The organism is Candidatus Erwinia haradaeae, assembly GCF_900698925.1.
GTDB lineage: Bacteria > Pseudomonadota > Gammaproteobacteria > Enterobacterales > Enterobacteriaceae > Erwinia_E > Erwinia_E haradaeae_I.
Genome location: NZ_LR217713.1, coordinates 511,494 through 527,491, shown reverse-complemented (window position 1 = coordinate 527,491; position 15,998 = coordinate 511,494). Strand labels below are relative to the sequence as shown.

At 27.8% G+C, this 15,998-nt stretch carries 6 protein-coding genes; all 6 read left to right on the top strand.

Annotated features, from left to right (window positions below; all coding sequences use genetic code 11):
• The first annotated feature begins 703 nt into the window (after positions 1-703).
• The 6 genes from tkt to HACICURV3402_RS01535 all read left to right on the top strand — a co-directional run bounded on the left by tkt (position 704) and on the right by HACICURV3402_RS01535 (position 14,088).
• Positions 704-2,722, top strand: coding sequence for a transketolase (tkt, locus tag HACICURV3402_RS01560; RefSeq protein WP_157992604.1), 2,019 nt, complete (start codon positions 704-706; stop codon positions 2,720-2,722).
• Between the two features lie 1,095 nt (positions 2,723-3,817).
• A complete protein-coding gene (locus HACICURV3402_RS01555) occupies positions 3,818-4,996 on the top strand; it encodes a phosphoglycerate kinase (RefSeq protein WP_157992603.1) in 1,179 nt (392 codons plus the stop codon).
• Between the two features lie 68 nt (positions 4,997-5,064).
• Positions 5,065-6,144, top strand: coding sequence for a class II fructose-bisphosphate aldolase (fbaA, locus tag HACICURV3402_RS01550; protein WP_157992602.1), 1,080 nt, complete (start codon positions 5,065-5,067; stop codon positions 6,142-6,144).
• A gap of 3,590 nt (positions 6,145-9,734) precedes the next feature.
• Positions 9,735-10,676 (top strand): hydroxymethylbilane synthase, encoded by a 942-nt coding sequence (gene hemC, locus HACICURV3402_RS01545; protein WP_157992601.1) that lies wholly within the window; start codon positions 9,735-9,737, stop codon positions 10,674-10,676.
• A complete protein-coding gene (hemD, locus tag HACICURV3402_RS01540) occupies positions 10,673-11,422 on the top strand; it encodes a uroporphyrinogen-III synthase (protein WP_157992600.1) in 750 nt (249 codons plus the stop codon). The genes hemC and hemD overlap by 4 nt, the downstream gene beginning before the upstream one ends.
• Positions 11,423-13,911: 2,489 nt before the next feature.
• Positions 13,912-14,088 carry a hypothetical protein gene (locus tag HACICURV3402_RS01535; RefSeq protein WP_157992599.1) on the top strand — a complete coding sequence of 59 codons (177 nt, stop codon included), beginning with the start codon at positions 13,912-13,914 and terminating at the stop codon, positions 14,086-14,088.
• Positions 14,089-15,998 lie beyond the last annotated feature (1,910 nt).

Here is a 15,998-nt window from a genome sequence, read left to right as displayed (position 1 = left end):
CATAGAAGAACAACTTTTATTTAAAACAGGATGAATTTTAGTTAAAAATATGTTCATCTAATTGGATTTATTATAAGTCAAATATCATATCATATATGATTATTTCCAGATCGACTTTTTATTATATATGAGAAATTATCGGAATAATTATTAATTATTAATAAAATAAGACTTCTTAATTAGTCAGATGTATTATATTATTTAATAATAGTATTATTTAAAATAATGTCATATTGTTTAAACACTTTTTCTTGTAATCGAGCTTTCTACCGTTAGAAAAAGAGTTAGTTTATTCCATATGGGTCAAAACTAACAATCTTTTTTATTGTTCGTTCTATAGGACGAGGCATCCCTGTTAGAATTTTAAGAATTTTATTTAGCTTTATCTTTAACCAGTTTAATATCGGTATAAAAAGAAATATGCAATCTTTATTTTATTAATAGATTTATATTAAAAAGTCTATTTAACAGGAATGCATATGAGGATTATTATTTCAATATATTTTAATAACGAATTAATCTGCATAAAATTAGTTTACTCAATTTTTAAATGATAAAATTGTATAATAATTACAATTCTTATGTTATAAAATATATATTTGTACTTTGATAAAGTAATTTTAAATATTTTTAAGTTTTTCTCATTACTTGTTCATCCTTATATGTTTTATAATACAGAATTATACATTGTCTGGAGACAAACATGTGTTCTTTTAGAGAGCTTTCTAATGCTATTCGTGTATTAAGCATGGACGCAGTACAAAAGGCGCAATCTGGTCATCCGGGAGCCCCAATGGGTATGGCAGATATAGCAACAGTTTTGTGGTGCAAATTTCTTAACCATAATCCAAAAAATCCATTATGGGCTAATCGTGATCGTTTTGTGCTCTCGAACGGGCATGCTTCTATGTTGCTTTATAGTCTGTTACATCTTAGTGGTTACAATTTATCAATAGATGAATTAGCTAATTTTCGTCAGATCAATTCTAAAACACCAGGACATCCAGAATATGCTCATACAGAAGGCGTAGAAACTACTACGGGTCCCCTTGGGCAAGGTGTTGCTAACGCAGTCGGTATGGCCATTGCAGAAAAAACGCTAGCTGCGCAATTTAATCGTCCTGGACACCTGATAGTAGATCATCGAACCTATGTTTTTATGGGAGACGGGTGTATGATGGAAGGCATCTCCCATGAAGCATGTTCACTAGCAGGTACATTAAAGTTAGGAAAACTAATTGTATTTTATGACCAAAATGGTATATCTATTGATGGAGAAACTAGTGGATGGTACACTGATGATACTGCACAACGTTTTGAATCTTATAACTGGCATGTAATACGTGATATAGATGGACATGATTTTGATTCAATCACCAAAGCGATCGAAGAATCAATTAAAATTGAAAACCAGCCATCTTTACTAATATGCAAAACTGTAATTGGTTTTGGTTCTCCAAATAAAAGTGGTTCAAATCAAGCCCATGGCGGCCCCTTAGGAGATGAAGAAGTTCTTTTAACTCGTCAGAAGTTAGGCTGGCACCACGAACCATTTAAGATTCCACAAACAATCTATGCACAATGGGATGCTAAAGGTTGCGGTCAGACAAAAGAAGAAAGATGGAGAAGAAAATTTAGACAATATGAGAAAAACTTCCCCATGCTTGCTCAAGAACTGAAAAGACGTCTGAAAAAAACGTTACCATTAAAGTGGAATTTTCAATCAACGAGCATTATTCAAACATTACAATCTAATCCAAAAAATATTTCTACTCGTACAGCATCACAGAGTGTTATCGAGGTTTTTGGAAAACTATTGCCAGAGTACTTAGGTGGTTCTGCAGATCTAACACCAAGCAATCTTACTACGTGGTCTGGATCTAAGCCTATTCATCAAGATCCATCGGGCAACTATATTCACTTCGGAGCTCGAGAATTTGGTATGAGTGCGATTTCTAATGGAATAGCGCTCCATGGTGGTTTTTTGCCATATACGGCAACCTTTTTAATGTTTTTTGAATATGCCCGTAACGCCGTACGCATGGCGGCATTAATGCAAATCAGACAGATTCTGATATATACTCATGACTCTATTGGGTTAGGTGAGGACGGTCCTACACACCAACCCATTGAACAACTATCGAGTTTGCGTCTTACACCAAATATGAGCACTTGGAGACCTTGTGATCAGGTTGAATGTGCAATTGCCTGGAAATTCGCTATTGAACGTTATGATGGACCTACTGCTCTTGTGCTTTCCCGTCAGAACCTAACACAACAAAAACGTACTGATGAACAATTATCTAATGTTGTTCGTGGTGCATATATACTCCACGATTGTGTAGGACAACCAGACCTTATTATAATTGCCACTGGATCTGAAGTCCAATTAGCAGTTAATGCATATCAATACCTCACCGAAGAAGGGTATAAATTACGTTTAGTTTCTATGCCATCTACTGATGTATTTGATAAACAAGATATTTGTTACCGCGAATCGGTATTGCCAAGTTCTGTAACTTCTCGCGTAGCAATTGAAGCAGGTATTGCTGATTATTGGTTTAAATATATTGGTCTAAACGGTGCTATTATAGCAATGACCCAATTTGGTAAATCAGCTCCATCAGAAAAACTTTTTAAACTATTTGGCTTTACAGTAGAAAACGTAGTCAAAAAGATCAAAGACCTACTTAAATTCTATAATAAAAAGTTAATTCATTAAAAATATTTTCTAATTATTCTCTTAGTCATGCTTATTAGAATGACTTTATATAGGTATTAAACGAATAATTTAAATACTAATAATTTCTAATTTTTAATACACTTTAATAGATTTATGATTGAATCAGATTCTGCACTTGAATTATATAAATAGATGGAATCAATATTGTTAAGAGTTGATACATAATATTAATAATGGTTTAGTACTTTTTATAGAAAAGTAATATTTTTATTATAAATAAATAAAAATAATATTAAGGGATTGGACAATTTTTATAGAATCCATTATGTAATATATTGATATTATCATAATAATTCGTGTTATAACAAAATATAAAATCCAATACTTCTATTATTTTCCTCTTTTAAATTAGAAATGATTAGGATAGGGAAATATATAACGTTCTTTTTATTTTTAGATATAGAATACAACTTTTAGAACTAGACCAAGTTTAACAGAGTAAACATTGTTTAAATATCTAGGCAATATTCTACCTACAATACCTCATAATTATTTCTAGTAAATGGCAGGTATTTCCTCAATAAAAACAATGAAGCTAGTCAATTAAAATAGAGTATTTATTAGACAATCATATCTAATATGGTATGGTTTCTATCTGTTCTGTCTTGCTAATCTGCAGTATGAATGTTTCTGATTAGTAATTATTGATTCTAGTGTAAATAATAATTGATACTCAATTCAGTTCTGATCAACGTGTTTAAAAAATACATAACATCATGCGTTGATTATTAAGCTAAATACCAATGCTCTAATATATGAATACAATATTCATTTACTTGAGATTAGCTTACTCATAATTTATTTATTCTAGAATAAAAAATTAGAAGACTATTATAATAAATACCACTCATTACAGATATATCGTCTTTAATAAGAAAAGATAATCCACGCTCAATAGTATATTTCAAAATAATGTGACGGTTTGTGCAATATTATTGCATTTATAAAAATATTAATAGTTCATTTGTTATTATAACTGTAGTTTATACTAAATATAAAACACGCTTTCTCTGATGAAAATCCACTCATAACAAAAACTATCTTATAGTCTTTTATTAAAAAAAAGGGGGGGGTATGCCTATAGCAAAGATGATTGATCTAGATCTTGTTGGAAAACGTGTTCTAATTCGCTCTGATCTTAATGTCCCAGTCCAAGAAGGAAAAATCTTATCTGATGCACGTATTTGCGCCGCTCTACCAACTATTGAAATAGCCCTTAGAAAAGGCGCTTATATAATGGTAAGCTCACATATGGGACGCCCAACTGAAGGGGAATACAATGAACACTTCTCTCTTTTACCTGTAGTAAACTATTTAAAAGAAAAGTTGGGTAGGAATCGTGTTTCTCTCGTAAAAAATTATTTAAACGGTATTCACTTTTCCTCTGAAAAAGTTTTAGTACTAGAAAATGTTCGTTTTAATAAAGGAGAAAAAACCAATGACATAATGCTTTCTAAAAAATATGCTGCATTATGTGATGTTTTTGTTATGGATGCCTTCGGGTCTGCGCATCGAGCACAAGCTTCTACTCATGGAGTAAGCAAATTTTCTGAGGTTGCCTGTGCAGGTCCACTTTTATTATCTGAATTAGACGCTTTAGACCAAGCTCTTACGAATCCCTCTCGTCCTATGGTAGCGGTGGTAGGTGGGTCCAAAGTTTCTAGTAAATTTCATACGCTACATTCGCTTGGCAAGATTGCTGATACTGTAATTGTTGGAGGGGGAATTGCTAATACTTTTATTGCTATTGATAATAGTGTAGGGAATTCACTTTATGAACCAGTTTTTGTTAATCAAGCTAAAATATTGCGTGATACCTTCTCGATAGAAGTTCCTATTGATGTTCGTGTAACTACACCGAATTTAGAAAAGAATCAATGTATTGTTAAGAGGGTCTCTGAAATACAAGTGAATGAAGAGATTTTAGATATTGGCGATAAAACTGCTTTTTCTATGGCTAAATTATTAAAATCCGCTCGTACTATTCTTTGGAATGGTCCTGTTGGTGTATTTGAATTACCTAACTTTCAGAAAGGTACGAAAATTATTGCTCAAGCAATTGCAGATAGTAATGCGTTTTCTATTGCAGGAGGTGGGGATACACTAGCTGCTATTGATTTATTGGGTATCAAAGACAAAATATCTTATATATCTACTGGCGGGGGGTCTTTCCTAGAATTTATAGAAGGAAAGGATTTACCTGCGGTGACTATACTAAAAAATCGTACACATCATGGATATATTAAGAAATAAATATCTTTGTTTTCTAGTGAATATTAGAAATTCTCTTCAACTAATCTCATAAAGCAGGACTAGTTTATATGTCTAATCTTTTAGATTTTATCAAACCAGGTGTTATTACTGGTCATGATGTACAAAAAGTGTTTAAAGCAGCTAAAGATAATCATTTTGCATTACCAGCGGTGAATTGTATAGATACTAATTCTATTAACGCTGTATTAGAAACTGCTGCACAAGTTCAATCTCCAGTGATTATTCAATTTTCTTATAATGGAGCAAGATTTATTGCTGGAAAAAAACTTGAGACCCAACCACCCCACACCGCTGCTATTCTTGGCGCCATATCTGGTGCGAAACATGCCCATTTAATGGCAAAATACTATGGTATTCCAGTAATATTGCACACTGATCACTGTTCAGAAACATTGTTACCTTGGATTGATGGGCTGTTAAAAGAGGGGGAAAATTATTTTATTCAACATGGAAAACCCTTGTTTTCCTCTCATATGATTGACTTATCTTCGGAATCTATAGAAAAAAATATTGAAATTTCTAGCGAATATTTATCACGCATGAAAAAAATCAATATGACTCTAGAAATTGAACTAGGTTGTACTGGAGGAGAAGAAGATGGTGTTGAGAATAGCCATATGGACGCAGCCAAACTGTATACGCACCCAACTGATGTGAACTATGCTTATACTATGCTCAGTTCCATCAGTACAGATTTTACAATTGCAGCTTCTTTTGGTAATGTTCACGGTGTATATCAACCAGGAAATATAACATTAAAGCCAATTATTTTACGTGACTCACAAGATTTTGTTATGAAAAAACACAATTTATCTCATAACCCATTAAACTTGGTATTTCATGGTGGATCAGGATCATCTTCTAATGAAATCAAAGAAGCTATTAGATTTGGTGTTGTTAAAATGAATATTGACACCGATATTCAATGGGCATCCTGGCATGGTATCCTGCAATACTATAAAAAAAATCAATCTTACCTCCAAGGTCAGCTTGGAAATTATTTAGGAGATGATAAGCCAAATAAGAAGTTTTATGATCCCAGGGTATGGTTGCATGAATCGCAGTTATCTATGATAGATCGCTTAACATATTATTTTAAACAACTGAATTCTATTAATATACTTTAGTTAATTCTTAACGCTAACCACTATTTTTAGTGGTTAGAATGTTCTTTAAAACATATCCTTCTTTATGTAGGAAGTAATAAGAAATAAAGTATATTAAACCAAAGTCCTATCAGTAGATGGGTCTATTTCTACAAATAATATCAAAAATTAAATCAGTTGAATTATTCAATATATTTTAGTCCATACCTACTAAACATGGTGGGTCACCTGGTCACGATAACAAAAACTACATGTATCTAAATGTCTTGGTAGGATAAAATTCTTAGTAAATCCGACACATCTCATAAGGGAAATAAAGGAAAGTTGAAGAAAAATCTATAACAATATCAGAAATATATATACAATTTAATTGTACAAAAATTAAATTCCTACTCAAGGAAGGCAAATCAATACTAAATAAAAAGAGATATCAATGATGCTACATATGATCTATAATCATTTTCAATACACTTATAAATAATTAGGCAATCTTTATAGTATAAAGCATCCATATTTTATTGTATAATCACGATTTTCGATATCAATTTTCTAGATAAAAAGCATGTGTATAGACCATATTTGATTTTAACTAAATTCCTAGAGAATACTTTTGTAATATTTTTACCTAAAAACCTTTATAGTCCTTATATTACAATAATTTTTTATACGATTTTCTATAATTAGAGACAGAAGATTATGATCTGTCACCACTACTATTTACCTTGATCTAACCATAAGAAACCTATCAGAAACGCATTACAGACATAGGAGGCTATAAATAGTATTTGATATGTATATTATTAAAATATATATAAACCTATTGTCTATTTCTTTATCAAGAAACCAATATATCAATTGAGCGCAAGCTATTAATCTTTGATCAAAAATTAAACTATTTTATGATATATTAAAAATATTAATTTTTTAAATAAAAATATCTCAATAACTTATTATCAATTGGTTTATACCCAATGATTTTAATCTCTTCATATTATTCTATTTTCTATCAATTGAAAAATTAATTATATATTAACCACTTAATGATCTATTAAATGTAGACTTTTCTGTCTAGAAAATTAATTAATAATGATAAAATCATTTTATATTATAACATGAAATCTATTAATTATTTCAGGTATCATTGTGTCAATCATATGTATGATGCTATTAATCTACTAAACATAAAGATATAAACAAATAAGCTTTTTCTCTTATAAATAAGAGAAAAACAAGATGAATTAGAATTATTAGTCATCACGTTTTGTAAGAAATTTATTTAAATAGAAATCTATTTTTCACAAATTAAGAAATTTAAGTTGAAATAGATTATTTTCATAAAAACATTGGAATAAATATTAAAATCAGAATACTTACGCTATTTATCACAGATAGAAGAACAAATAAAAAAAGATAATAATTTTGTTTATATCTTACCTTATAAAAAAGATAAAACAGTGATGACTGGATTTCTATGATAGAAATATTTCTATGATAGAAGTATTGAAGATATTAAATAGTTTTAACACTGTGTATGCCTATAATTAAGAATATGATTCTTCATACCATTAATCATAATAAATTTTTCTTATAAAATGAAAGTATTTAGAGTTATATGATGACTCTGATAAACAATATTAATAATACAGAAATCATTCTCTTCTGATTTGGAAGGAGATAATGACCCTTTAAAACCGCAACTGACTAATCCCACAATCATTATTATTAGAATTAGAGATCTCATTATTTGTAATATAACTCTTAATTTAATCATCGTTAATTTAATTTTTATAATTTGCATTACGAACATCATCTTCAATGCTAAAGATTTTATTGGTTATTAATTGTACTACATCTTGTAGATAACATGCATATTTTGATACACCTTATCTATTCAATTATAGATTTTATGTGTAAAATATATATATTATATATATTGCATAATTTTATTTCATGTTATCTTTAATCTAAATACAAAAATTAATAACAAAAAGAATCTGTACTCAATGGAATTCATTTTTAAAAATAAATACTATATTTTTTGGTCATACAAAATATACGATTATCCCTTATACTCTAAGTATTTTTTTAATTACTTCTGAAGTATTCAAATATAAAAATTACATAAAATATTGATTACAAAAGATTGCGTTGGATTAACAATCCTTTCGTATTGTGTATAATTTATCTCTAAAATTTTAATTTTAATATTGATTATCTTTTATGATACTAAATTTTTTTAAAAAACGTAATCAATACTTGTTTGATAAAAAATGAATGATGAGTTTATTAATTAAAAATAACAAAATTAAAGTGGAAATCATCATATACGAAGATTTATATTAAATAACATACTAATCATCAATATTGAAAAAATATAAATTTAACGTCATTTTCAAATAGTATATTTCTTATATTTCTAGTATAATTTGTTGTTTCTAACATAATAGATTTATTTCTATATAATAAATTATCAAGGTTAAATTTGAATATAATTTATTATGATGAAGAAAAAGATATTAACGTCTTCCCTATCATGCAAGAAATAAGATCGTTTCTTGAAACTAATTACTTTATTATCTAATAATCTTATTATTATTGAATTTTAAAAATAGTCATATCATATTTTAATATGATTATTGTCATAATTTTCTCTTTTAAAAACAAGTGATTTATCCGTCATAGTTGTCGGAAGAAAATATGTAGATGTAGTCTTATATTCTTTCTATTAATAAAGAAAATACAATATTATAATTATTATTAATCATTCTAGAAATATTGAACATATTTTAATAAATATATAATTCTCCTCTTACTATGTTTTCTTTATATTTCATCTGTTTTATGAATTAAAATATTTGATCCTAAATAGCTTAACGAATATTGTTAAATATCACTTCACTTATATTGATAGTTCATTAATGAATGTATTGAAAGTTCTAATTAAAATATAGATTTATGAATGTAAAAGTCAAGTGGTCATTTTCTAATAATTTTACGATACAAAAACTGATATGTATATTACATCAAGCTGTGAATATATAAAATACCCATACAGTATTATGAGTACTATATAATAATATATCTACATCATGGATACTGCATTAAAATCAGTTTTAATAAGAGATTAATCACACTTTTCTTAAATCCATAAACTATAAATACAACATGGAATGAAAATAATAAAAATATAGTACAACGATTCTCGTATTTTCCTACTAGGAAAAGTATATTACAATACATACTCTAATGCTTATTAAGTTATTTAAAAACATTATGAATCTACTTTAAAAAAATTTAATAGCAAGTATCTCAATATTAAAAATAATTAATTTTTTATTCTAATAATGTTGATATATTAAAGCAGTTCGCTTGGACGAAAAGAATGGTGATATCTCTTTAATTAAATATCGCACAGCTAATGATGAACATTCATTTGAATTAAAATGATTTAAATTTGATTTTCTATAACTGCTATTCATTTGATAGTAGAGCCTCCCTGTAAAACGAATGAACATATATTGAATTCAACTATTCTTGTCCTTTCATCGAGTCTATACACTTAATTGATTATATGGCATAGTTACAAAAGATTAGGAAAGATGGTATGAAAGATGTCACGAAAAGTCTTAAGAATCGCTACTCGAAAAAGCCCTCTAGCTTTATGGCAAGCACAGTATGTCACAAATTCTTTACTCATACATTATCCAGAACTATGTATACAAAAAGTGCCTATTATAACACGTGGTGATATTATACTTAATACATCGCTAATAGGAATAGGTGGTAAAGGGTTATTTGTAAAAGAATTAGAACAGGCCATTTTATCAGATCATGCAGATATCGCAGTGCACTCAATCAAAGATTTACCAATATATTTTCCAGAAGGACTAGGTTTAGTCACCATATGTGAACGCGAAGATCCTCATGATGCATTTGTTTCCAATCACTATTCATTAGTGGAGTTTCTTCCACTAGGATCAATTATTGGTACATCTAGCCCGCGACGCCAATGTCAACTACGAGCTCAACGCCCAGATTTAATTATTAAATTCCTTCGTGGAAATATTGCAACTCGTCTTAATAAACTAGATCAAGGGACATATGATGCAATTATTCTAGCTGTTGCTGGACTAAAGCGACTAAATTTAAGCTCCCGAATTCAACACGTCATACCAGCTGAAGTAGTACTTCCTGCTGTTGGTCAGGGCGCAATAGGTATTGAATGTCGCTTAGATGATTTAGAAACCATTAACTTGCTTAAAATATTACATCATAGTGATAGTGCAGATCGGATAATTGCAGAACGTGCTATGAACACTCGTTTAGCTGCTCACTGTCAAATGCCAATAGGTAGTTATGCCCTTTTGGAAGGGGAGGATTTATGGCTACGAGGACTAGTGGGTTCGTTAGATGGTAGTCATATCATACGTAAAGAACGACGAGGTCCACGCAAGCAAGCAGAAAAAATAGGTATTTTATTAGCCGAAGAACTCTTGATGCACGGAGCGAAGAAGATTCTTTCATCATTTACTGTAGATACGTTATTTAAATGAATATTTTAGTTACTCGGCCAGAACCATCAGCAGATGACTTAGTAAACCAGTTACGTCATCAAGGACATATTGCGTGGTCATTTCCACTAATAGAGTTTGCTCCAGGCGCTCAATTGCATATTGTATCTAAAAGAATAGAAATGTTAAAAAAAGGAGATCTTGTCTTTATTCTTTCTCAAAATGCTGTTCATTACGCTAATATTTTTTTTACAAATGAAAAATTTTTCTGGCCGAAGAAATTAACTTACTACGCAATAGGACACAGTACAGCATTAGCTTTTTATAAAATTAGTGGACATGAAGTATACTGGCCAGACTCACAAGAAACAACTGAGATACTAATTCAGAACCTAGCCTTACAGACTATTTTTGGTAAGCGCGCCCTTATTCTTCGGGGTAATGGTGGGAGGAATTTACTGGAAAACACCTTACGTTACTATGGTGCGGAAGTAGAAAGCCTTGAATGCTATCAGCGTTGCGAAAAACATTATCATGGCTCAAAAGAAGCTAGTCGTTGGAGGAAAAAAGGTATAAATACACTAGTCGTCACGAGTGGTTCAATGTTACAACAGCTATACTATCTGTTTTCTGATACGGATAGGAATGAATGGTTGTTACGCTGTCGTTTATTAGTGGTAAGTAAACGTTTATCAATTTTAGCACGCAGACTTGGTTGGGTCAATATCTATGTTGCCAATAAAGCTGATAACAATTCATTATTGCAAGCTATTTCATATTTCTCTTAATTATTTCTGTGCATATCAAAAGTTGTAATTGAGATCTTATTAACTTTCATATCCATATGTTCAGTAATATCTATTTTTTATTTAAGATGGAATCCATCTTTTTTCTATTCTAAGTTAAAATGTTTTATATAATATAAATAAAGATATCGCATAGTCATGCGATTACTTTATTATTAATTCCTAATTATATTAAATGATTTCAGATCATCACAGCGTGATCAATACTAGATTTTATAATTATCACCTAACTTTATAGGTAGAGTCGATGCTGATTATTTTAATCATCCTTAGCAGTGCTATAAGCTTTAAAATAAATCTGATATAATTAGAGATAATTAAGATTATTTATCTTCACACAAACTCATTTATTAGGGAAGAAATATTGATATTGAATGCTAAGAATTAATTTTTTTAATGATGTAGAATTAGGTCTACTATAGTGATATTAGTATCACTGTCCAAAAAAAATAACCATATGTCCATATCATTCAGTATAGACATATCAAACGACTGTATATCCCTGTCAATATACGATCAATGCTGAAAATCTAGATTATTTAGAAATATTCCTTACTTAATTCGTTCTAATAGAAATGAAGTATGTCACATTATTACTTCGATATATGTATCTTGGTATGATAACTAAATTAAATAAAAATTAATTTATTTAAGTCTTCAGATGAAGTATATAAACTTTTTCACCGAATTGATTATACATAATCATAGGGATTTATCTGAATAGATTATTAGGATACTAGATATAATAAAATGTAACTAAAATCTCTGAAATTTATATCCGCATTACTCCTCAATGAAATTATATGGGTTATATGCAAATAAAATTTATTTTTGTTATGTTCATATATTATCTAAATCGTAGAAGATATTGATTGTATCAACATTTTAATATTACTTAATAAGTAACTCAACTGATATTCATGTCTTGCCATAACGAATCTATCTATAATTCTTATATTGACATTTAAAAAATACCAATTATGCACCCATTCTATATAATTATCTATATAATTATAGAAAACAAAACGATCATAATTCTTGCTAGATACATAAAAAAATAATTTTTATTCCATTAATTGATGATACGCACTCTATTTATATAGATATTTTAATCTAATGTCACCAACTATTATAGGATTCTATTATTTATTTAAAACCATATATATGTTTTTTTTAATACAAAATTATATAAAGCCTGTTTTTCACAATATTAAATATAATTATATATTCAATATATAGAGATTATCCATGATTCTTGTGAGTTATCTGGATTAGCCTTCAATGTATACATAGAAAAATAACATTATTTTATACATTTTAACTTTAGTTTATCTAATTGTATGAATAAAATTAAGCATAGATTCTCTAATATATAGTTATGATGAATCAAAATATGCATTAAAGTATTATATTATATATATTATATTTGATCATCTATAGTGTAATAGTGGTTCTGATTCAATCCTCTATGTACTCTAGAGGAATCGTTTAAAACTTCTATGCAATATTCTACAATCAACTTCTAATATCCTAGATAAGAATATCAGTTTATTTCGATCAATTCAAGAAATATCGATTTTTCACAATAGATCTTACCGAACGATACTATAATTAATAAAAAATAAAAACTTCAAACATTAGAGATAATTATTCTAACTGTAATATAGATTAGTTCTATACAATTTATAATTAAATATATTATCACAAACAATGATATTTAAAAAATTTCTAGCTCTCATATTTACATCAGATGCCTTTTGATTGCACTAAACGTTAACTCTAATAAACACTTATTAAAGTCAGTCGACATAATAAAAAATAAGAAATAAAAAAGAAAAACTATGGAAACACCTCCTTGATTAAGTAAAAATCATAGATTTTAATATGCGTGATGTACTGCTATACATCACTAGAAAATTCTAATTTTATCACATATAATCTCATTATAATATTAAACTAATATATCATATATGTAGAGAAGACTGATAATGATCAATACCTCTAAACTATACTACTCTCACATTAATTTTAAGAGATCTTTACATCTTATATTAAGCTATACAGAATAATTAATCTATTCTTCTATAGAATATAGATTGGAATGAATATGAATAATAAATTTAAAACTTTCTATAGATATTTGTTAAATTTTAATTTATTCATCTCTTTTGAATTATACAGCCTAATAAAAACTGCCAATTGATAACGATCGAAGATCAGTAAATTACATTGAATAATTCTATAAATATAATGATGTGTTGTAATTAGGGAGTTTTGTAGATAATAAAATTATAAATGAAATCAAAGATATTATCTTGATACAATTCAAAATATAACTTGTATACAAAAATTTATCATTTTAGTAAACCTGCCTTCTGACTATCTCACTAGATGGATAAGTAATAATATCATAAAGTCTATTACAACCCTGATAATATTAAGTAAGCGTAAGATGCGTGTATAATAGGAAAATGGATATTTTTCGGAGATTGAACAATCAACATCTTCAATTACTAAAATTAGATAGTGTCATTGAGGAAGCGCTCTTTATGGCGAATAAAGAAATCATTTATTTATCTGGTTTAGGTGTGATTTTAGACTATACAATGATTTGGTGTATTCTCTTTCTCAAATTACGAATCCACTGAAAAATATGGTTGTAGAAAACCACATTCAGATATATTGAATTATTTTCTCTATAAATATTGGAGTCACTATATTGATTTTATTTCTGGTAGGATGAACTGAATATTAGAAAATATAATTTCTATAACTGAACTTACTTAAATAGATAAGTGTGTTTATCTTTGATTTCTAAACATCCCAAATAAGATGCCTAATCCTTATTTTTTACGTAGGATCTTTAACTGTTTAGTCAGTTCTTCTTCCGTAGAATCAGTAAATTACAGATATTATTCTGTTTTGTCTTCTCTGTAATAAAATTAGTGATTTACTTACAAATAAACATTCTAAATATTATTATTCTAGTTTTCATTATTATATTACAATATTACAATAATCACGTTTATTGTAACTATTATCTTCTTCTTGGTTTGATAGAAGCAGGCGATACGTCACTATGACTATATGACTGTTAAAAATAAACGAATTTAAAATTCCTGTTAAGAATAGTTATATCCTTATATCTCGCTACTACATTTTATGTTCTTATTGAATAATTTATTACCCAATGATGTTTTTTATAAATGTAATTATATGCATGTCGGTCATTACTTAGTTAATTGCTATCTTTACGCATATAAATTTTAGATATTAGGCTAGTTATAAAAAGAAAAAATTATTTTTTATTCTTGTGTGTTCTAATAAGAACATGGATATCTATTATTTTATGACGATTATATTAGGTTTGTTAATTATTAAATGAGGTAATTTATATTCTCTATTATCAATTCCTTGATACCACTTGATTCTTATTTATAGAAGACTGTACGATAGCCTATAAGATTAGAGTATCAGAAAATTAATAATATACCATCTCATATTAGAGAACGATCGTATTTCATACATTATAGTTATGGTACACCAGATATAATAACCCTATAATTATACAATTATAATAGCAATATACTAGATCATCATTTTTATATTTAATAAACTATATTTTTTGTAACATTCGCCATCTGTTTCATATAGATTAAACCATTTAGATTACTTTTATTTTAGAATTTTTTCTAGCATTTTTTACTAAAAAATAAAAAATAAAATTTTTATATATCAAACATATTGACACTTTTTATAAAAAACAAATTGTATCTATTGATTATATTTTCAAACACATAAGAGTTATTTCTTATGGACATTTTTTTATTAATTTAACTAGATTAGTTAAACTTATTTAAACTTTGTAAAAATTATTAATATAAACTTATTGATATTTTTTATTTTATAAAAAGAGAACAAAATATTATATTGATTTATATAGAAATTAATATTAATCGTAATATATTATACTATCTTGTGTGTAGAAAAATACATCGCAAAATCAATATATAAAAATAATAACTTGTCATGAAAAATACAAAGTAAATATCATTACACATTAGAGATTTATTCTTGAGAATTTATCTAAATATTGCTATTGCTTATTTAGATAAATTCTATCATTGCAAAACTAATGATATGTTGATATAAGCTATATTCATTATAGCTTAAATATTTTTACATTACAAAAATAAAGCTCCTTGATTACAAAGGGCGCTATCATTGAATTAGATCTCTGAAGTACCAGTATAAGAATTTATTTTTTATTAATTCCATATTGTAGAATAATTAGATTATCTCTATACTGAATAAAATAATAAAATATAAATACAAAATAAATATTTTATCTATATTGTAAATTACATAAACCTTTATAGTGATACTAACTATACTAAAACTATCTAATATAAAACGTTATATACCAATTAAAAATTATAATATTGTCGAAATATAGTCATAGGAATGGCTTCATGACTAACACAGTCATCATCTTTTGTGCACATAAAACATAACACTACAATAAATATTATGGATATTAAAATAAATATTATGGATA

Coding starts and splice junctions, on each gene's coding strand:
- fbaA (WP_157992602.1), top strand. CDS start 5,065: ATGTCTAATCTTTTAGATTTTATCAAACCAGGTGTTATTACTGGTCAT.
- HACICURV3402_RS01555 (WP_157992603.1), top strand. CDS start 3,818: ATGCCTATAGCAAAGATGATTGATCTAGATCTTGTTGGAAAACGTGTT.
- hemD (WP_157992600.1), top strand. CDS start 10,673: ATGAATATTTTAGTTACTCGGCCAGAACCATCAGCAGATGACTTAGTA.
- tkt (WP_157992604.1), top strand. CDS start 704: ATGTGTTCTTTTAGAGAGCTTTCTAATGCTATTCGTGTATTAAGCATG.
- HACICURV3402_RS01535 (WP_157992599.1), top strand. CDS start 13,912: ATGGATATTTTTCGGAGATTGAACAATCAACATCTTCAATTACTAAAA.
- hemC (WP_157992601.1), top strand. CDS start 9,735: ATGTCACGAAAAGTCTTAAGAATCGCTACTCGAAAAAGCCCTCTAGCT.